This window comes from Bradyrhizobium sp. (assembly GCF_030697065.1).
Classification (GTDB): Bacteria; Pseudomonadota; Alphaproteobacteria; order Rhizobiales; family Xanthobacteraceae; genus Bradyrhizobium.
Genome location: NZ_JAUYQU010000234.1, coordinates 1 through 19318 on the forward strand (window position 1 = coordinate 1; position 19318 = coordinate 19318).

The following is a 19318-nucleotide window of genomic DNA, read 5'->3' on the forward strand; positions in this document are numbered from 1 at the left end:
TCTGCCGTCTTTCCGGCGCCCGTCAGGCGCCGCGGCTTATCCTGCCCTGCTAGCATGAAGCGATCGTACCATTCCAGCGCGCGAAGCCGCCGTCAAGTTTGTTGATAGTGAAGGGGAAACTCGACTGCGGTAACGCGGTGCCCGGTTTGCGGGCACAGCCGGCGGCGAGCTTCGTTTGCCGCCGGGGAGACCCTAGCGGGGCTTCTCAAAGGCTTTGAAATCGATCGGCGGCAATTCCTCCATTTGTGGAATCTCGATCCTGAACTTGCTGATATCCTCGGCGCTGAGCGGCTTGTCGAGCAGCGCCGTCACGGTCCACGGGAACGCGATCACCAGCACAACCATAATGATCTGCAATCCGATCCAGGGTACGGCGCCCCAATAGATATCCGAACTCTTGACCGATCTGGGCGCCACGCCGCGCAGGTAGAACAGCGCGAAGCCGAACGGCGGATGCAGGAACGAGGTCTGCATGTTGACGCAGAGCATGACGCCGAACCAGATCAGCGCTGCGTCGGCGCCGACCACCGGCGTCAGGATCTTCTGCGCGATCGGCGCCACCATCGGCAGGATGATGAAGGCGATCTCGAAGAAATCCAGGAAGAACGCCAGGAAGAAAATGAAGACGTTGATGAAGGCCAGGAAGCCCCAGACGCCGCCGGGCAGCGATGTCAGCATGTGCTCAAGCCATACCCCGCCCGAAACCCCGAGGAACACGATCGAGAAACAGGTCGAGCCGATCAGGATGAACACCACCATGCTCGTGAGGCGCATGGTGCTTTCGTAGCCCTGCTTGATCAGGCTGCGCAGTTCCGGGATGCGCACCGCCTCGAGGCAGACCCACACCACGGCGAAATAGGCCAACACGAAGGTGAGCTTGAACAACAGACCCTGCGTCAGGAAGATTCCGATGATCGCGCCGATGCCCGATGCGATGACGCCGGCAATCAGGATTTTCTGACCGGTGCTGCTGAACTCCTTGCTGTGAATCGCCGCAAGCACGATCGCGCCGACCGCGCCCATGGCGCCGGCCTCGGTGGGAGTGGCAAGGCCCAGCATCATGGTGCCGAGCACGACGAAGATCAGCACGGCTGACGGGATGATGCCCATCAGGCATTTGCGCCACAAGGGCCAGCCCCGCAGCGTGAGCTGGTCGCGCGGTACCGGCGGCACATGGTCGGGCTTGATCAGGCCGAGCATGAAGGTGTAGCCGGCGAACAGCATGATCTGCAGGACCGAGGGGCCCCATGCACCGAGATACATGTCGCCGACCGACTTGCCGAGCTGGTCGGCGAGCACGATCAGCACCAGCGACGGGGGTACCAGTTGGGTGATGGTGCCCGACGCCGCCAGCACGCCGGTGATGTAGCGGATGTTGTATTTATAGCGGATCATCACCGGCATCGAAATCATCGCCATCGCGATCACCTGCGCCGCCACCGTTCCGGTAATGGCGCCCAGGATGAACCCGACGATGATGACGGAATAGCCGAGGCCGCCACGGATCGGGCCGAACAGCTGGCCCATCGAATCCAGCATGTCCTCCGCGAGGCCGCATCGCTCCAGGATCGCGCCCATGAAGGTGAAGAACGGGATCGCGAGCAGGAGCTCGTTGGACAGCACGCCGCCGAAGATCCGGCCCGGAATAGCCTGCAGGAAAGCGAAATCGAAGAAGCCGAGATAGATCGACAGAAACCCGAACAGGAATCCGACCGCGGCCAGCGTGAACGCCACCGGGAAGCCGATCAGCATCGCCAGAATCAGGCCGCCGAACATCAGCGGCGGCATCATTTCCAGCGTGATCATTGCATCGGTCTTTCGTACTTGGCGTCGATGGTCACGAGGTTCTGCAGCGCCGCGATGCGCTTGATGACCTCGGATACGCCCTGCAGCGCGAGCATCACGAAGCCCACGGGAACGACGATCTTGATCGGCCAGCGCAACAGGCCGCCGGCATTGCTCGACGCCTCGCCGACGGCGTAAGCCTGCATGAAGAACGGCCAGGACAGCCAGGACAGCAGCAGGCAGGCCGGGATCAGAAACACCAATGTACCGATCAGATCGAGCCAGAGCTGGCCGCGCTCGGAGAGCATCAGGTAGAGGATTTCGACCCGCACGTGTTCATTGCGCTTGAAGGTGTAGGATGCGCCGAACATCACCAGGATGGCGAACATGTACCACTGCAGCTCGAGCCAGCCGTTGGAGCTGTAGCCGAAGGCGTAGCGGATCATGGCGTTGCCGGCGCTCACCATGCAGGCCGCCAGCACCAGAACGTTGCAGACGTTGCCGATCTTTTCGTTGAGCAGGTCGATCCCGCGGCTCAGCGCCAGTAGCGGACGCATCATGTTCGCCCGGTCACGCGCCAGTGGAGCAGGTTCGGTGCTTCAGCGCATGTCGTCTCGCCGCCGCGTTTCGCCCGGATGGCGCCACGGCTTGTTGTTTGCTGCGATGGCAAAGATCACCCCCAAATTGCGCCATGCCGTCTTGACTGCGCGAAGAGAGCGCAGCGGCCTGTCCGGCCGGCAGCATGAAGCGGCCGCACCATTCCAGCGCGGCGGCGCAGCGTCAAACAAAAAAAGTCGGTACGGGGGTTGGCGGCGGTCTCAGCCGCCGGTGACGCTCATATGCCGGCTGACGCTCGGCCGGTTGTGCCGGCGATCGATGATGAAGTCGTGCCCCTTCGGTTTCAGGCCGATGGCGCGGTCGATCGCGGCGGAAAGCAGGTCGTTGTCGGCGGAGGCCCGTAACGGTTTGCGCAAATCGGAGGCATCCTCATGGCCGAGGCAGGTATGAAGCGTGCCGGTACAGGTGATGCGCACGCGGTTGCATGCTTCGCAGAAGTTGTGGGTCATCGGCGTGATGAAGCCGAGTTTGCCGCCGGTTTCGGCGACGCTTACATAACGGGCAGGGCCGCCGGTGTCGTCGGCAAGGTCGGTCAGGGTGAATTGCTGGGCCAGGCGGGCGCGCAACAGCGACAGGGGCACATACTGGTCGATGCGGCCCTCGCCGATGTCGCCCATCGGCATCACCTCGATCAGCGTCAGCGCCATGCCCTTGCCGTGCGCCCATCGCATCAGGTCGGGGATTTCCACCTCGTTCAGGTTCTTCAGCGCCACCGCGTTGATCTTGACGGCGAGGCCGGCCGACCGCGCGGCCTCGATGCCTGCCAGCACCTTGTCGAGATCGCCCCAGCGGGTGATCGCCTTGAATTTCGCGGGGTTCAGCGTGTCGAGTGAGACATTGATGCGGCGTATCCCGCAGTCGCGCAGCTCACCGGCAAAGCGCGCCAGCTGCGATCCGTTGGTGGTCAGGGTCAGCTCATTGAGCGCGCCGGAGTCGAGGTGGCGCGACAGCGAGCGCACCAGCGACATCACGTTGCGCCGGACCAGCGGCTCGCCGCCGGTCAGCCGCAATTTCTTCACGCCCTTGGCGATGAAGGCCGTGCACAGCCGGTCGAGCTCTTCCAGCGAGAGCAGGTCGGCCTTGGGCAGGAATGTCATGTCTTCCGACATGCAATAGAAGCAGCGCAGGTCGCAGCGATCGGTGACCGAAACCCGCAAATAGCTGATATTCCGGCCGAACGAGTCGGTCATCGGACGTGACAGCGACGCGGGGGAACTGGGTCCGGTCATTCAGATGCGCCTTTCGGTAGCAGCCGCGGAAAGGGCGCCACCAGCGCAATCTAGGGACGTTGCGACAGCAGTACAATCCGCAAGCTGTTCAGGTGCAGCGCACGCGGTCAGCGGGCCTGTGGCGGCGGTGGCGGCGGGAACGGCGATGCCGCGGGCGCGGCGGCTGCCGGCGGCGGCTGTTTCGGCTTCGGCGGCCGCTTGCGAGCCGGCTTTGGCGGCGGTCCGGCGGGCTGCAGTTCCGCGACCACCGGATTCGGATCGATCGTGGTCGAGGCCGGCGTCGAGAAATCGCCGGGGATATTGATGACCTGCACGGAGACGGTGGCCGGCAGGAACTTGTTCAGCGTGTAGGTGACGGTGAAACCGCCATCGACCGCGGGAATCCCGACGGAGCACGGCGTCTTGCAGCCCGGTCCTACGGAGGTCTTGGCGTCAGCGCCCGACGGGATCGAATCGAGCTGGACCTGGACGACGGGCGGCGTCGGCTTGAAGGCGTCCAGGGAAAAGGACGAACATCCGGCCAGGCTGGCCCCGGCAACCGCAATGACGACGACTTGACGCATACCGGTCACTCTTGTTGCGGCAAACCGCCACAATCCCCGGCGCCGACCATATGAGCGCCCGGAAGGCGGTGCAACCACGCCCGGCAGAAACGTTAAGAAATGGTTAATTCTGCTATTTCGTTATACAATCAATATCTTATGGGGTATTTCCGGATGCTGCCAAGCGTGCAACCGCATCCGGCAAATCGCGCATATGGCCGATCAACAGGTCCGGTTTGAGATCCGCGATCGGCACCTCGGTATAGCCGAATTCAACGCCGATCACGGGAATCCCGGCGCGGCGGGCGACACCGATATCCGGGCCGGCATCCCCCACCATGATCGCTCCGGCGATGAGCCCGCCGGCGCGCGCGACCGTCTCGCGCAGGATGACGGGATCCGGCTTTGAAACGCCGAACGTGTCGGCGCCGCAGATCGCGGCAAAGCGCGAGCTCAAGCCGAGCTGGTCGAGCAGCAGCTTCGACAGCCATTCCAGCTTGTTGGTGCAGACCGCGAAACGGAATCCGCGCGCGGCCAATTCGTCGAGCGAGCCCTCGAGGCCCTCGAAGGGCCGCGAGGCGACGGCGATATTGGCCGCATAGTAATCGATGAAATCGGAAGTGAGCCGGGTGATGTCGGCGACGCTGGCGGCGCGGCCCTCGAGCTCGAGGCCGCGCTCGATCAGTCTGCGGGCGCCTTGCCCGATCATGTTGCGCGCGACCTGCAGCGGTACCGGTGGCAGGCCCTCGCGGTCGAGCACGTAGTTGAGGGCGCTGATCAGGTCGGGCGCTGTATCCACCAGCGTGCCGTCGAGATCAAATACAACGATGCGGGGAGGGATCATGCGAAAATCGCTATCGGTCCCCGGGTCGTCGCGCAAGCCCCGGGGGGACCGGCATTCCGTCGCAGCGCCCGGGGTGCCGGACAAAGGCGGTCGCAGTCCCCTTATCGGCCTGTTCCAAGCCGGCAAACGAAGCTAAAGATGCCCGCGAAACGCCAGCCGATCCCCCCGACGGCGGCTCCCGAGGGCATTTCGCGTGAATATGGACGAATTGAAACGGCAGGCGGCGGCGCGCGCACTCGAGCATGTGCGGGACGGCATGAAGCTCGGCCTCGGCACCGGTTCGACCGCCCGCCATTTTGTCGACCTGCTCGGCGAAAAGGTCCGCGCCGGATTGAACGTGGTGGGGGTGCCGACCTCGGAGGCGACCCGCATCCAGGCCGAGCAATGCGGCGTTCCCCTGACCACGCTCGACGATGTCGACCGGCTCGACCTCACCGTCGACGGCGCCGACGAGATCGATGCCGCGCTTAACCTGATCAAGGGCGGCGGCGGCGCGCTGCTGCGCGAAAAGATCGTGGCCACCGCCTCTGATCGCATGATCGTGATCGCCGACGACAGCAAATGGGTCGACGTTCTCGGCCGTTTCCCGCTCCCCGTCGAGGTCATTCCGTTCGGCCTGGCCGCGACGCAGCGCGCCATGGCCGCGGCATTTGCGCAAACCGGCAATTCCGGGCACATGGTGCTGCGAAAGGGCAAGGACGGCCACGTTTTTGTCACCGATGGCGGCCACTGCATTGTCGATGCCCATCTGGGGCAAATCGCCGATGCGCCGCGTCTGGCGGGGTTGTTGACCGCCATTCCCGGTGTCGTCGAGCACGGGCTGTTCATCGGTCTTGCCGACCTTGCCGTTCTGGCGGGCGCCCAGGGAATTCGCGTAATTGAACGGCGCTGACGCCGCAATCTCAGGAGAGTTGGAATGAAACTTGTTTCGAAGATTTTGCCGGCCGCAGGCCTTTCCTTCGGCCTCGCACTCGGGCTGGCGGTATCAGGCGTTCCAGCCGTGGCACAGCAGAAGCAGCCGGCGCCGGCTGCGACGGCCGTGCCGCTGAAGCAGGGCTCGGCGGCAGCAATGGCCGCCGCCAAGGAAATCCTGGCGATGAAGAACGCCAGCGCGATGTATGCCAGCGCCGTTCCCAATCTCGTCGAGCAGACCAAGAACGTGCTGCTGCAGAACAACCTGAACTATCAGAAGGACCTCAACGAGGTCGCCGTGATCGTCGCCCAGAAACTCGCCGGCCGCGAGAAGGAAATCGGCGACGGCATGGCGAGCATCTACACCAACGAGTTTTCCGAGCAGGAATTGAAGGACCTCGTCACCTTCTACAAGTCGCCGCTCGGCCAGAAGCTGCTGGCGGCCGAACCCCGCGCGATCCAGTTCAGCATGTCCTACATGAACGGCTGGGCGCAGAATTTCTCCGAAGTGGTCAACGGCGAATTCCGTACCGAGATGCGCAAGCGCGGCAAACAGATCTGAGTAGCGAAGTGCGAATGGCAAGGGTGTCGAGTTTTCGTCGGCACTCGCCATTAGCGTGAATTGAGGATGCCATGGCTGAGTTCGACGTCGATCTGTTCGTGATCGGAGGAGGGTCGGGCGGGGTGCGCGCCGCCCGGATCGCCGCCGGCCATGGCGCCAAGGTGATGATCGCCGAAGAATACCGCATGGGCGGCACCTGCGTGATCCGCGGCTGCGTGCCGAAAAAACTGCTGGTCTACGCCTCGCACATCCAGCACGAGATCGCGGACGCCGCCGGTTTCGGCTGGACCATTCCTCAGGCGAGCTTCGACTGGCCGACCTTGATCGCCAACAAGGACCGCGAGATCGCCCGGCTGGAAGCGGCCTATACCACCAACGTCGAAAAGTCCGGCGCCCGCGTGGTCAAGACCCGCGCGGTATTCGAGGGTCCCCATACGCTGCGGCTGGCGACCGGCGAGACCGTTACGGCGAAATATGTGCTGATTGCCACCGGCGGCGCGCCCAATCACGGCGTCGAGATCCCCGGCATCGAGCACGTCATCTCCTCCAACGAGGTGTTCGATCTGCCGCAATTGCCAAGGCGCATCGTGATCCAGGGCGGCGGCTACATCGCGCTGGAATTCGCTTGCATCTTCGCCGGTTTTGGTTCCGACGTGACGCTGATCTATCGCGGCGACAACATCTTGCGCGGTTTCGATGAGGATGTCCGCGCCCACGTCCGCACCGAGATGGAGAAGAATGGCATCACCATTCTCACCGGCTGCACCGTCGGCAGGATCGGCAGGCATGGTGATGAATTCACCACCCATCTGTCGAACGGATCAAGCATCGCCTCCGATCAGGTGATGTTTGCGATCGGACGGCATCCCGCCGTCGCCAATCTCGGGTTGGAGACGACAGGCGTCGCCATCAATCCCAAAAACGGCGGCATCGCCGTCGACAGTTTTTCCAGGACCTCGGTGCCGTCGATCTACGCCATCGGCGACGTCACCCATCGCACCAACCTGACCCCGGTCGCGATCCGCGAAGGCCACGCCTTCGCCGACACCGTGTTCGGCCAGCGTACCGTCGAAGTCGACCACAGCCATATTCCGACCGCGGTGTTTTCCCAGCCCGAGGTCGGGACCGTCGGCCTCACGGAAACCGAGGCCCGCGCGCAATTCAGCATCGTCGATATCTACAAGACCAACTTCAGGCCGATCAAGGCGACCATGTCCGGCCGCGACACCCGCGTGCTGATGAAACTCGTGGTCGACGGCACGACGGACCGCGTCCTCGGCTGCCACATCGTCGGCGACGGCGCCGCCGAAATGATCCAGCTGATCGGCATCGCCGTGAAGATGAAGGTCACCAAGGCCGACTTCGACGGCACGATGGCGGTGCATCCGACCGCGGCGGAAGAACTGGTGACGATGCGGACGGTGACCGCGAGGCATGTGCGGGAAGCAGCGGAGTAGGGCTTGGTGGCCAGTCGCTGGTTCTTTTGCGACGCGATGCAAATAGCCTCCGCCCGCGCCTAAGGCACCTCACCCTTGCTCCCGCCGCCAACGCCATACGGCCTGTTCAGAAAATAATCCCGGTTGCCGAGTGCAGCTTCGGCATACTGGTCGATCGAGACGATGATCGCCTGGACATGGTGGTAGCACCAGCCCTCCCTGGCCGCCCGGTGCCGGACCTCGGCGAGGGCCTTGATCCAGGGCGGGTTATCCGCGTTGGGGTCGTACCATTTGAGCGGCTCTCGCATCGGCGCGGCCTCGCTTGATCAGGTCTTCCAGTTCGGCCCGCTTGCGCGACAGCAGTAGCTGCGCGGTCGCGCTGTCGAGGCCGGATTGATTGAGCTGGCGGATCGCCGAGCCCAGCTCGACCAGCTGCCCGCGCAGGGTCTGGGTCTTCCATTGCAAGGGATCCGCGCTGTCCTCGCGATCATCGGGCACGGCGGCCGAGCGCGCCTTTCAGGGGTTTTCGGCTGACGGCGCGGTAATCCAGCTTCAGCCGCTCGTCCACGTCCAGCAATCGCTCCTCGCCGCCGAGCCGGTTCCGCTCGGCGATCAGGCCGAGCATGACCACGCGCATCGCCATCAGCTGCATCGAGGCCTCGGAACAGTCCTCGTCCCGGTTGACCTGTTGCCGGATGGTGGCCTCGGCACTCAGCATTTCGGAGCGCAAGAACCTGATTTTCCTACGAATTTCGTTAAGCTTGTTGTCCATCGGATGCCTCGTGGGTTGACCTCCATAGAGAACAAAATAAGAACAAACTTCAAGTTAAGATTTGCAGCCGGCCCAAGATTCTTTTTCTTTGGAGGTTCCCGATGACCCGACTACCCGACCAGATCGACGCCCCGATGACGCCCCGCCAGTTGGCGACCCTGCGCACGCTCAGCGCCGAGGCCTACCAGCCAAAACTGTTCGAGAAGAACCTGACCGCGAGGGAGGCCGAGCGGCGAATTTGCGCGCTGAAGGCGGAAATCGAGCTGGCGAATTCGTTTTGAAGGCCGGGCACGTAATTCATGTATAATACGCAAGTTGCGCTTTTAGCGTAAATCGCGTATATTGAGAGACCATGAAGAGAAATGTGAACGTGGCAGACACTATCCCGGCTTCGGAGTTTACCCGCAACTTTGGCCGCTACCGAATGCTTGCCCAACGCGAGGCCGTGGCGGTATCGAGCCACGGATCGATCACGGGCTATTTCGTTGCGCCGAACGAGTACGAGGAGTTCCGCCGTTTCCAGCAGCGTCGCCGCAGCTTTGCGACGGCCGAGCTGTCTGACGAGAGGGTTCAGACCATCGGCGCCTCACGCATGGACAAGCGGCATGCGCATCTCGATGCGGTACTTAAGCGGAAATAACGGGGCGTATGCCGATCCCCCCACCGGAACCGGGTCTTGTCATATCCTACGCCTATCTTTGGCATCACGAGCACGAAGATGGTCGGGACGAAGGGCGAAAGGATCGCCCGAGTGTGATCGTACTTGCGGTCGAGCGCCCAGCGAACGACACGACGGTCGTTGTGGTCCTGCCGATCACGCATTCGCCTCCTGCCGATTCCGCGGCTGCCGTGGAAATTCCCGCATCGGTCAAACGTCATCTCGGACTTGACGACGAACGTTCGTGGATCGTCGTCGCAGAAGGTAACGAATTCGAATGGCCGGGATATGATCTTGCGAAAATCGGCCGCACCGATCGCTACGATTACGGCTACTTGCCGCCGCGTTTCTTCAATCAAGTCATCAAGGCCTTCGCTTCATGGCACCTGTGACCGCAAGGCCACGCTGACTTCGCGCGCTTGATCGATGCAGACGTTCTGAAGTCGATCACCATCATGGGAGAGAATCCACCGACTCCGGTCGCGCCGTTGGAACGCTTGTGAATTGAGGCTTCTTGCTGGTTCACGGCAATGTCGGCCATAACGGCGGACGCCACTCCGCCGCCTCGATCCATTCCGCCGCGCCCCGCCACAGCGTGTCGCGGTGCTCGGGGCGGAAGAAACCGAAATGTCCGATTTTGGCCGCGCCGACATCGGCGGGCGTAATGGTCAGGATCTCCGGCTCGATCGAAGAAAACCCCGAGCACAGCAAACCGACCGCCGGCCGGGTCGCCCAGGGATCGTCGGAAAGGCACAGCGCGCGCAGCGCGCCCTTGTAGTTGGCGAAATTCGACAAACCGGGGAGTTTGGGGTCGGTGAACAGATAGCGCTCGCTCATGACCCAGCCGACCCATTGTTCGAACACGCCCTTCGGCAGGTCTTGGCCGAGGCCGCTCCAGCCCGGCGCATAGCCGAGCATTTTCGTCAGCGGCAGGCCGACGAAATTCAGCATGGCGTAGACGCGATAGCGCTCGGGCGAGGCCATCAGCTTCCAGTAGCCGGCCTCTGCCGCGACGAAGAGGGCGCGGGATATCTCGTTGTTGTTGGCCAGCAGCCCCAGCGCCTGGCCGCCGAAGGAATGGCCGACATAGTTCAGCGGCAGGGGTTTGTAGCGCTCGCGCATCCAGGCCACCGCGGCGGCGGCGTCCAGCGCCGCCCAGTCCGACATCGAGGCCTTGAATCCATCAAGCGATTTCAGCTGGTTGTAGCCGACCATCGCCTTCTGGCGGCTGTCGCCGGTGCCGCGATAATCATAGGTCAGCACCGCGCAGCCGCGGCGCGCCAGATAGCCGGCGAACCCCTTGTAGATCCGGCGCGGGGTCGCTGTGGCCGAATTGATCAGGACGGCATGGCGCTTCGTTCCCCGCGGCAAGAACAGCGTGGCTCCCAGCTGATACCCGTCGGCAGCAGGGAAGGTGATGTCGTCGATGAAAACGTCGTCCAGCGCAGCCTCAGCCAACCCTCTTTCCTCATCCGCTTCCATGGGTTCATCACACCAAATGCGAATTCAGCTTTTGTCGCAAGGGGTTGTATCGCCCGGTTGAATTTCAGCCGCATCATCCGGAAAAGTGGTCCCGGCCTTCCGAAAAGATCATGCGTAAACAAAAGGATAGAGCGAGATGTCTCCAGGCTGATGTCATCGCGCTCTGGCGGTCTGTGATCAGCCTGTGTATAACCCGGCCCTTCGCTGCCTGCCATAAGTAGCGGTTATTGTTCAGGAGTTAACGCCATGTCCGAACGGTGGACACCCGATAGCTGGCGCGCGCGGCCAAGCTTGCAGATCCCCGACTACCCCGATGCCCGGGCATTGGCCGATGTCGAGGCGCAGCTCGCGACGTTTCCGCCGCTGGTGTTTGCCGGCGAGGCCCGCAACCTTAAAAAGCAACTGGCGCGCGTCGCCAAGGGCGAGGCCTTCCTGCTGCAGGGCGGCGACTGCGCCGAGAGCTTTGCCGAGCATGGCGCCAACAACATCCGCGATTTCTTCCGGGTGCTGCTGCAGATGGCGGTGGTCCTGACGTATGCCGGCGCGGTGCCGGTCGTGAAGGTCGGCCGCATCGCCGGACAATTCGCCAAGCCGCGCTCCTCGCCCATGGAGAAGATCGGCGACCTCGAGCTGCCGAGCTATCGCGGCGACATCGTCAATGACATCGCGTTCACCCCGGAAGCGCGCATTCCGGATCCACAGCGCCAGCTGATGGCGTACCGGCAGTCGGCGGCGACGCTGAACCTGCTGCGCGCCTTCGCCACCGGCGGCTTCGCCAATCTCGGCAGCGTGCATCAGTGGATGCTCGGCTTCCTGAAGGATTCGCCGCAGTCGCGGCGTTACAAGGAACTGGCCGACCGCATCTCCGATGCCTTGAATTTCATGCGCGCCTGCGGGCTCGATCTGGAAAGCCATCCGGAGCTGCGCGCCACCGATTTCTACACCAGCCACGAAGCGCTGCTGCTCGGCTACGAGCAGGCATTTACGCGCGTCGATTCCATGACCGGCGACTGGTATGCCACTTCGGGCCACATGATCTGGATCGGCGATCGCACCCGGCAGCTCGATCACGGCCATGTCGAATATTTCCGCGGCATCAAGAATCCGATTGGTCTGAAATGCGGTCCGTCGCTGAAGCCGGACGAACTGCTGAAGCTGATCGACATCCTCAACCCGGACAACGAGCCCGGACGCCTGACGCTGATCAACCGCTTCGGCTCCGACAAGATCGCAGATCACCTGCCGCAGCTGATCCGCGCGGTTCAGCGCGAGGGCCGCGTCGTGGTATGGTCGTGCGATCCGATGCACGGCAATACCATTGCCTCCAACTCCGGCTACAAGACCCGGCCGTTCGACCGCATCCTGTCGGAAGTGAAATCGTTCTTCACCATCCATGCGGCGGAGGGCACCCATGCCGGCGGCGTGCATCTGGAAATGACCGGGCAGGACGTCACCGAATGCGTCGGCGGCGCGCGCGCCATCAGCCATGAGAATCTCAGCGACCGCTATCACACGGTGTGCGATCCAAGGCTCAATGCCGAGCAGTCGATCGACATGGCATTCCTTATCGCCGAATTGCTCAAGCAGGAGCGTGCCGGCAAGGCGCAGCCGATGCCGGCCGCAGCGGGGCTGTAGAATTGCTGCGGTTCTGGCGGGCCACCATCAATACGCGCAACGGCCTCGCCTTTGCCATCCGCTCGGAGGCGGCGATTCGCGAGGAACTGGTGGCGCTGGCGCTGGCGTTGCCGCTGGCGTGGCTGATCGGCGTCACCACCATGCGCAGCGTCGAGCTGGTTGCCGTGGTGGTGTTGGTGCTGGTGGTGGAACTGCTCAACACCGCGATCGAAAAACTCGCGGACCGGCTGACGACCGAGCATGATCCGCAGATTGGCCGGGTCAAGGACATGGGCTCCGCGGCCGTCGGCGTCACCCTGGTCGTGGCCGGGCTGTTCTGGCTGTTCGCCATCGCTGAGCGCATAGGCGTGATCTGAAGCATGCGATTGCAGTTTGCGCTTGTGCAGGGCACCATCGCGGAATGACCGAACATCAGTTCAAGATCACGCTGGCGCAGTTGAATCCGACCGTGGGCGATGTCGCCGGCAACGCCGCGAAAGCGCGCGCAGCGCGGGCGCAGGCAAGCGCCGATGGCGGCGAACTGCTGGTGCTGCCGGAATTGTTCATCACCGGCTATCCGCCGGAAGATCTGGTGCTGAAGCCGGCGTTCCAGGCGGCCTGCCGCGCCGCGGTCGAGGAGCTGGCGCGCGAGACCGCCGACGGCGGTCCGGCGGTGCTGATCGGCACGCCCTGGGTCGAGGACGGCAAGCTCTATAATGCCTGCGCCCTGCTGGATGGCGGCCGCATCGCGGCTCTCAGGTTCAAGGCCAATCTGCCGAATTACGGCGTGTTCGACGAGAAGCGCCTGTTCGCGCGCGGACCGGCGGCAGGCCCGATGACGATCCGCGGCATCCGTGTCGGCGTCCCCATCTGCGAGGATATCTGGCTGGAAGAATCCGAGGACTACGAGAACGTCGTCGAATGTCTCGCCGAGACCGGCGCGGAAATGCTGGTGGTGCCGAACGGCTCGCCCTATGCCCGCGACAAGAGCGATTTGCGGCTGTCGATTGCGGTCGCCCGCGTCACCGAAAGCGGGCTGCCGCTGGTCTATCTCAACCAGGTCGGCGGCCAGGACGAACTGGTGTTCGACGGCGCATCGTTCGCGCTGAATGCCGACCTCTCGGTGGCGGCGCAACTGCCGGCGTTTACGGAAAACATTACGACCCTGCTCTGGCGCAAGACCGATGCCGGCTGGCGCTGCTCGGGCCCGGTGGCGCCGATCGTCGACGGCGACAAGGGCGACTATGCCGCCTGCGTGCTCGGCTTGCGCGACTATGTCGAGAAAAACGGGTTTCCCGGCGTGCTGCTCGGCGTTTCCGGCGGCATCGATTCGGCGCTGTGCGCCGCGATCGCGGTCGATGCACTCGGCGCCGAGCGCGTCCGCGGTGTCATGCTGCCGTTTCGGTTCACCGCGCAGGTCTCGCTCGACGATGCGGCAAAGCTCGCCGATGCCCTCGGTTTCCGCTACGAGGTGCTGCCGATTGCGGATGCCGTCAACGGCTTTGAGAAAATCCTGTCCGGGACGTTTGCGGGCCTGCCGCGCGACATCACCGAAGAGAATCTGCAGGCGCGTACCCGCGGCACGCTCTTGATGGCGATCTCCAACAAGACCGGCGCCATGGTGGTCACCACGGGCAACAAGTCGGAAATGTCGGTCGGTTACGCCACGCTGTACGGCGACATGAATGGCGGCTTCAATCCGATCAAGGACATCTACAAGACCGAAGTATTCCGGCTCTCGTCTCTGCGCAATTCGTGGAAGCCCGACGGCGCGCTCGGGCCCTCAGGCGAAGTCATCCCCGTCAACATCATCGTCCGGCCGCCGACCGCGGAACTGCGTGAAAACCAGACCGACCAGGATTCGCTGCCGCCCTACGACATGCTCGACGGCATCCTGGAACGGCTGGTCGAGCGCGAGCAGCCGCTCGTCGACATCATCGCCGCCGGGTTCGATCCGGCCGTGGTGACGCGGATCGACCGGCTGCTCAACATCGCCGAATACAAGCGGCGGCAAGCGGCTCCGGGCGTCAAGGTCACGCAGAAGAATTTTGGCCGCGATCGCCGCTATCCCATCACCAACAAATTCCGCGACACCGGAAAGTCGCTGCCGGCGCCGGACCAAACCCTGGTGTCTCGCGCGGCCCGCGGCTCGGCCGAAGCGTTCGAGGGCTAGCTTAGCTAACCGGGCTGCGCGTGGCTAACGCCTTTAGCGTGCCGTTGGATTGGTCGGGATGAAGGTCGGGCCGACCGATCGGATCGGCCTGTCCTTGGCCGCGCCGGTTGAATCGGCTGGCGCCGCCGGTGGTTCGGTGGTTGCAGGCGCGGTGGCCGTCGTCGCTGCGGGCGGGGCGCCCTTCTTGGCAGAGGCGGGAGCCGGTTTCGGCCGCGCCATCTTCTTTGCGCTCTCTTCGGTGACGATAATGTCGCCCTGCTGTTCGGCGGCGGCCTTGTCGTCGATGGTTTTCAGCGCGTCGGACCAGGTCTGGCCGACCGCCTTGCAGCCGCAGGACGGATTGAACTCGGTGCGGAATTTGAACGCATTGGGCAGGGCGGAGTAGGGCTGGCCGTCGATCGAGACCGCCTGGTTGATGTCCTCGCCGGGATTGCGGTAGGCGAACAGGGTGGCCTCCGCCGCCGGGCAAAGCGCCTTGCAGCTCCGTTCGTCGTCCGGAAACCGGGCCGGGATGGTGGCGAACGAGACCGGGAAATAGGCGCCGTCGCAGCTGCGGACACAGACCGTCCGGTAGGTGCCGGATTGCCCACCATACTCGGCGCCTGGCGCGGTGATGTTGTTGCCGAACAGGTTGTCCAGGAAGTTGCCGGGCCCGCCGCCACGCGGGGCATTGGCGTATTGCGGTCCGCAATTGTTCTGGGCCAGCGCTGCCAGCACCGAGCGGCGCTGGTTTTCGCGCTCGCCGCCGCCGAAGCCGCCGCCGCGCAGCCGCTCCAGGCTGGTCATGATCTGATCCAGATTGCCGCGCATCTGCTGGATCTGGTTGTTGACCGGACCGCACTGCGCCGACTGGCCCGAAAACAGCGAGAAGAAGCCCGAACTGTCGCAGCCCATCCGCTTGGCCTGCGAGGTGACGCGGTCGAGTTCGCCCTGCTGCCTGGCAGCGGCGTCCTGGTAGCGGCGGATCTGCTCTTCCTTGGCCGGATCCCCGCCGCCACGGTCGATGGTCGCCAGTTGCGCCTCCAGCCGTGGACACACCGGGTTGACCGCCACGCCGCCCTGCGAGGGCGGCGGCCCCGGATACATCTGCGCGGCGGCGCCAAGGTTCACCATGACCGCGCCAAGCAACGCGGCAGAGGCCAGGATCCAGCGGGAGAAAGGGGTATTCAACGTTTCAGCCATATCCAGCCATTAGAGCCACGTCCGCAAAGCGGTCCGCACAGTGAGGTCCGCGCAGGCCAAAAAAAGCGACCGCGCGGCCCCACATACCCGCTTCTCGGGGCAGCGTCACGTCGTTTCCGGGGCGCCAGTGTGGCGAAGCCGGTCGCAGCCTGGCTTCGGCAGGCCGCGTCAGCGCTGGCAGGTGATGGCGACGTATTCGTTGCAGCCGGCATGGTTGCAATTGCCGCCGGCGGCCTTGGGGATGGAGCCCGTGATTTCATCGGGATCGACCCGCCGGTACGACACGGCCTGGGTGAAATCCCGCGACTGGCAGTAGGAGCGGGCGGCGTGGGCGCCGCATTTTTCGCCTTTGGCGAGGCACTGGTCGACGCCGTAGCCGTCGGCCTGGTTGGAAATGATGAACACCCGGCTGTCGGCCGATGCGGACGTCGCGGCGAGCAGGGTCATACAAGTCAAAAGGGCTGTCGGAAATCGCATGCTGCACCAATGAAATGAGAGGGCCGCCGCATTCGATAAACCCAAAAGGTTAAGAATGATTAACCATAGCGGCCGGCCGGCGTTTTGGCGGCCGAATCGAGCCTTTGCAAGCCCTTGACGCCATCCCCCGGGCTGGCCCATGGTAGTTCCCATGAACGGCCACCTCGCCATCTGCAGCATTTGCCGCGAGATTATGAGCTAGCGATTCGCTGGCTGAGGCCGTCTTTTCTCACACGAGATCACTGGACGCCCGGCCGCAACGGACGGGTTATCCATGCAATTGCGTCTTTACGATACCTTGACCAGGGAGAAGCGGCCGTTCACGCCGCTCGATCCCTCCAACGTGCGCATGTATGTCTGCGGACCGACGGTCTATGACTTTGCCCATATCGGCAATGCGCGCCCGGTCATCGTGTTCGACGTGCTGTTCCGGCTGCTGCGGCATCTCTACGGTGAGACGCACGTCACCTATGTCCGCAACATCACCGACGTCGACGACAAGATCAACGACCGCGCCGCGCGGGATTTCCACGGCCTGCCGCTGAACGAGGCGATCCGCAAGGTCACCGAACTGACCGAGAGGCAGTTTCACGAGGATGTCGACGCGTTGGGGGCGCTGCGGCCGACGGTGGAGCCGCGCGCCACCGAGCATATCGCCGAGATGCGCGAGATCATCGAGCGGCTGGTGCGGGACGGATTTGCTTACGTGGCCGAAGACCACGTGCTGTTCTCGCCGCAGGCGATGAATGCCGCGAATTCGAATTTGCCGCGCTATGGCGCGCTCGCCAACCGCTCGCTGGACGAGATGATCGCCGGCGCCCGCGTCGACGTCGCGCCCTACAAGCGCGACAGCACCGACTTCGTGCTGTGGAAGCCGGCCAAGCCGGGCGAACCGTCATGGCCGTCGCCGTCGGGCATATCGGTGCCGGGCCGGCCGGGCTGGCACATCGAGTGCTCGGCGATGGCGTGGAAGCATCTCGGCGAGCAGTTCGACATCCATGGCGGCGGCATCGATCTGGTGTTCCCGCATCACGAGAACGAACTGGCGCAGAGCGCCTGCGCGTTTCATGCCGACCGCATGGCCAATGTCTGGATGCACAACGGCTTCCTGCAGGTCGAAGGCGACAAGATGTCGAAGAGCCTCGGCAACTTCGTGACGATCCGGGAATTGCTGGCGGATTGGCCGGGCGAGGTGCTGCGCCTCAACATGCTGAAGACGCATTACCGCTCGCCGATCGACTGGACGTCGAAGGCCCTCGAGGAGAGCGCCAGGACGCTGGATGATTGGTACGAAATCGCCGGCGACGGCAAGGCCGGGCCGCCATCCGATGCCGTGATCGATGCACTTTCGGATGACCTGAACACGCCGCTGATGATCGCGGCATTGCATGGCTTGCGCAATGTCGCGGCATCCGGCAGCGAACGGGATCGCGGCGGGTTCGCCGCCACGCTGCGGCTGCTCGGGTTCCTGTCCGAGAGTGTCGCGCAGTGGAAGGGCCGGAAACAGCAGGCGAGCGGTATCGACGCGAAACATATCGACGACCTGATTTCGAACCGCACCGCCGCGCGCGCCCGCAAGGATTTTGCAGAATCCGACCGGATTCGCGATGAACTGGCGGCCATGGGCGTCGTCATCAAGGATTCGAAGGAAGGCACCACCTGGGAGATCGCGCGATGAGCAAGCCCGAAACGCCGTTTCCGAAACACTGGCGCTATTACATCTTCATCAAGTGGGCGGTCATCATCGCAGCGATCTTGCTCGCCCTGAAATTGTTCGGAGTATTTTGAGGCGATGGGACAGGCACTCCCCAAACCCGCGTTGCGGCCGTTTCTCGGCCAGGACGTCCCCGTGCTGGCGGCGATCTTCGTCGCCGCCATCGAGGAGTTGACCGGCGACGACTACAGCGAAGCCCAGCAGCAGGCCTGGGCCAGCGCCGCCGATGACGAAGAGCAATTCGGCAAGCGTCTGGCCGGTGAACTCACGCTGATCGCCACCATCCAGAATTCGCCGGTCGGCTTTGCCTCGCTGAAGGGCGCCGATCACATCGACATGCTGTTCGTGCATCCGAGCGCGGTCGGGCAGGGCGTGGCCAAAATGCTGTGCGAGGCGCTGGAGAAGATCGCCGGCAGCCGCGGCGCCAAAAGCCTCACGGTCGACGCCAGCGACAATGCGGCGGAATTCTTCGCCAAGCGCGGTTACGTCGGCAAGCAGCGCAACACCGTCACCGTCAACGGCGAGTGGCTGGCCAACACCACGATGCAGAAGATGCTCGGCGACGCCGCGCCCGGAGTTTCCACATGAGCCGCGAACGCCTTTATCTGTTCGACACCACGCTGCGCGACGGCGCGCAGACCAACGGCGTCGATTTCACGCTGCATGACAAGCGGCTGATCGCCGGCATGCTCGACGAGCTCGGCATCGACTATGTCGAGGGCGGCTATCCCGGCGCCAATCCGACCGACACCGAATTCTTCGCCGAGCAGCCGAAGCTCGAACATGCGAGCTTCACCGCGTTCGGCATGACGCGGCGTCCCGGCCGCTCGGCCTCGAACGATCCAGGTCTGGCGGCATTGCTGGAAGCCAAAGCGGACGCGATCTGCTTCGTCGCCAAGGCGTCGGCCTATCAGGTGCGGGTGGCACTGGAGACCACCAACGAGGAAAATCTCGCCTCGATCCGCGACAGTGTGAAGGCGGCGAAATCGGCCGGCCGCGAGGTCATGCTCGACTGCGAGCATTTCTTTGACGGCTACAAGGAGAATCAGAAGTTCGCGCTGGCCTGCGCCAAGGCGGCATATGATTCCGGCGCGCGCTGGGTGGTGCTATGCGACACCAACGGCGGCACCATGCCGAACGAGATCGAGGCCATCGTCGGCGAGGTGGTGAAGCATATCCCCGGCGATCACGTCGGCATCCATACCCATAACGACACCGAGCAGGCGGTGGCGAATTCGCTGGCCGCGGTGCGCGCGGGCGCCCGGCAGATTCAGGGCACGCTGAACGGGCTTGGCGAGCGCTGCGGCAACGCCAATCT

22 protein-coding genes and 1 pseudogene are annotated in these 19318 nt (G+C 63.8%); 12 read left to right on the forward strand and 11 right to left on the reverse strand.

Features of this window, described 5'->3' with window-relative positions; genetic code table 11:
* Positions 1–192: 192 nt before the first annotated feature.
* The 5 genes from Q8R73_RS18460 to Q8R73_RS18480 form a co-directional block, all read right to left on the reverse strand.
* Positions 193–1806 (reverse strand): TRAP transporter large permease subunit, encoded by a 1614-nt coding sequence (locus Q8R73_RS18460; protein ID WP_305720988.1) that lies wholly within the window; start codon positions 1804–1806, stop codon positions 193–195.
* Positions 1803–2342 carry a TRAP transporter small permease subunit gene (locus Q8R73_RS18465; protein WP_305721009.1) on the reverse strand — a complete coding sequence of 180 codons (540 nt, stop codon included), beginning with the start codon at positions 2340–2342 and terminating at the stop codon, positions 1803–1805. Before Q8R73_RS18465 ends, Q8R73_RS18460 begins: the two co-directional genes overlap by 4 nt.
* Positions 2343–2603: 261 nt before the next feature.
* Positions 2604–3632, reverse strand: coding sequence for a GTP 3',8-cyclase MoaA (gene moaA / locus Q8R73_RS18470; RefSeq protein ID WP_305720989.1), 1029 nt, complete (start codon positions 3630–3632; stop codon positions 2604–2606).
* Between the two features lie 107 nt (positions 3633–3739).
* Positions 3740–4195, reverse strand: a complete 456-nt coding sequence (locus Q8R73_RS18475; protein ID WP_305720990.1) for a hypothetical protein — start codon at positions 4193–4195, stop codon at positions 3740–3742.
* 136 nt (positions 4196–4331) lie between these two features.
* The gene (locus Q8R73_RS18480) at positions 4332–5018 is read right to left on the reverse strand and encodes an HAD family hydrolase (RefSeq protein ID WP_305720991.1); all 687 of its coding nucleotides are present in this window, start codon (positions 5016–5018) and stop codon (positions 4332–4334) included.
* Positions 5019–5211: 193 nt separating this feature from the next.
* On the opposite strand from Q8R73_RS18480, the gene rpiA reads away from it, so the two are divergent.
* From rpiA to gor, 3 genes are all read left to right on the forward strand, one after another.
* Positions 5212–5910 carry a ribose-5-phosphate isomerase RpiA gene (rpiA, locus tag Q8R73_RS18485; RefSeq protein WP_305720992.1) on the forward strand — a complete coding sequence of 233 codons (699 nt, stop codon included), beginning with the start codon at positions 5212–5214 and terminating at the stop codon, positions 5908–5910.
* A 24-nt stretch (positions 5911–5934) separates the two neighbouring features.
* Positions 5935–6492 (forward strand): DUF2059 domain-containing protein, encoded by a 558-nt coding sequence (locus tag Q8R73_RS18490; protein WP_305720993.1) that lies wholly within the window; start codon positions 5935–5937, stop codon positions 6490–6492.
* 71 nt (positions 6493–6563) lie between these two features.
* Entirely contained in the window at positions 6564–7949 is a 1386-nt protein-coding gene (gene gor / locus Q8R73_RS18495; protein WP_305720994.1) for a glutathione-disulfide reductase, read from the forward strand.
* 59 nt (positions 7950–8008) lie between these two features.
* On the opposite strand, the gene Q8R73_RS18500 is transcribed toward gor, so the two are convergent.
* The 3 genes from Q8R73_RS18500 to Q8R73_RS18510 are packed head-to-tail and all read right to left on the reverse strand — an operon-like array spanning position 8009 to position 8658.
* Positions 8009–8236 carry a hypothetical protein gene (locus Q8R73_RS18500; protein WP_305720995.1) on the reverse strand — a complete coding sequence of 76 codons (228 nt, stop codon included), beginning with the start codon at positions 8234–8236 and terminating at the stop codon, positions 8009–8011.
* Positions 8196–8393 carry a hypothetical protein gene (locus Q8R73_RS18505; protein WP_305720996.1) on the reverse strand — a complete coding sequence of 66 codons (198 nt, stop codon included), beginning with the start codon at positions 8391–8393 and terminating at the stop codon, positions 8196–8198. The genes Q8R73_RS18500 and Q8R73_RS18505 overlap by 41 nt, the downstream gene beginning before the upstream one ends.
* 22 nt (positions 8394–8415) lie before the next feature.
* The gene (locus Q8R73_RS18510; protein ID WP_305720997.1) at positions 8416–8658 is read right to left on the reverse strand and encodes a hypothetical protein; all 243 of its coding nucleotides are present in this window, start codon (positions 8656–8658) and stop codon (positions 8416–8418) included.
* Between the two features lie 143 nt (positions 8659–8801).
* Between Q8R73_RS18510 and Q8R73_RS18515 the strand changes: the two genes are divergently transcribed.
* From Q8R73_RS18515 to Q8R73_RS18525, 3 genes are all read left to right on the forward strand, one after another.
* On the forward strand, positions 8802–8981 hold the full coding sequence (locus Q8R73_RS18515; RefSeq protein ID WP_305720998.1) for a DUF3072 domain-containing protein: 180 nt from the start codon (positions 8802–8804) through the stop codon (positions 8979–8981).
* Between the two features lie 71 nt (positions 8982–9052).
* Positions 9053–9340 (forward strand): type II toxin-antitoxin system Phd/YefM family antitoxin, encoded by a 288-nt coding sequence (locus tag Q8R73_RS18520; protein ID WP_305720999.1) that lies wholly within the window; start codon positions 9053–9055, stop codon positions 9338–9340.
* 113 nt (positions 9341–9453) lie between these two features.
* The gene (locus tag Q8R73_RS18525) at positions 9454–9750 is read left to right on the forward strand and encodes a hypothetical protein (protein ID WP_305721000.1); all 297 of its coding nucleotides are present in this window, start codon (positions 9454–9456) and stop codon (positions 9748–9750) included.
* 130 nt (positions 9751–9880) lie between these two features.
* Here the strand turns inward: Q8R73_RS18525 and Q8R73_RS18530 are convergent, their stop codons facing one another.
* Complete coding sequence (locus Q8R73_RS18530) at positions 9881–10840, reverse strand: alpha/beta fold hydrolase (RefSeq protein ID WP_371126128.1); 960 nt, start codon at positions 10838–10840, stop codon at positions 9881–9883.
* Between the two features lie 246 nt (positions 10841–11086).
* Here Q8R73_RS18530 and Q8R73_RS18535 point away from each other — a divergent pair, with 246 nt between their 5' ends.
* Genes Q8R73_RS18535 through Q8R73_RS18545 form a run of 3 tightly spaced genes read left to right on the forward strand, consistent with a single transcriptional unit; the run spans position 11087 to position 14627 of the window.
* Positions 11087–12475, forward strand: a complete 1389-nt coding sequence (locus tag Q8R73_RS18535; protein WP_305721002.1) for a class II 3-deoxy-7-phosphoheptulonate synthase — start codon at positions 11087–11089, stop codon at positions 12473–12475.
* Positions 12476–12477: 2 nt separating this feature from the next.
* Positions 12478–12831, forward strand: a complete 354-nt coding sequence (locus Q8R73_RS18540) for a diacylglycerol kinase (RefSeq protein ID WP_305721003.1) — start codon at positions 12478–12480, stop codon at positions 12829–12831.
* A gap of 44 nt (positions 12832–12875) precedes the next feature.
* The gene (locus Q8R73_RS18545; RefSeq protein ID WP_305721004.1) at positions 12876–14627 is read left to right on the forward strand and encodes an NAD+ synthase; all 1752 of its coding nucleotides are present in this window, start codon (positions 12876–12878) and stop codon (positions 14625–14627) included.
* A 33-nt stretch (positions 14628–14660) separates the two neighbouring features.
* Here the strand turns inward: Q8R73_RS18545 and Q8R73_RS18550 are convergent, their stop codons facing one another.
* On the reverse strand, positions 14661–15809 hold the full coding sequence (locus Q8R73_RS18550) for a DUF2865 domain-containing protein (protein ID WP_305721005.1): 1149 nt from the start codon (positions 15807–15809) through the stop codon (positions 14661–14663).
* A gap of 168 nt (positions 15810–15977) precedes the next feature.
* Positions 15978–16286 carry a hypothetical protein gene (locus Q8R73_RS18555; protein WP_305721006.1) on the reverse strand — a complete coding sequence of 103 codons (309 nt, stop codon included), beginning with the start codon at positions 16284–16286 and terminating at the stop codon, positions 15978–15980.
* A 274-nt stretch (positions 16287–16560) separates the two neighbouring features.
* Between Q8R73_RS18555 and cysS the strand changes: the two genes are divergently transcribed.
* The 3 genes and pseudogenes from cysS to Q8R73_RS18570 all read left to right on the forward strand — a co-directional run.
* Positions 16561–17964, forward strand: coding sequence for a cysteine--tRNA ligase (gene cysS / locus Q8R73_RS18560; protein ID WP_305721007.1), 1404 nt, complete (start codon positions 16561–16563; stop codon positions 17962–17964).
* A 114-nt stretch (positions 17965–18078) separates the two neighbouring features.
* Positions 18079–18588, forward strand: coding sequence for a GNAT family N-acetyltransferase (locus Q8R73_RS18565; RefSeq protein WP_305721008.1), 510 nt, complete (start codon positions 18079–18081; stop codon positions 18586–18588).
* Positions 18585–19318, forward strand: a pseudogene (locus tag Q8R73_RS18570) (citramalate synthase); the annotation flags it as partial. The gene Q8R73_RS18565 and the pseudogene Q8R73_RS18570, both read left to right, overlap by 4 nt.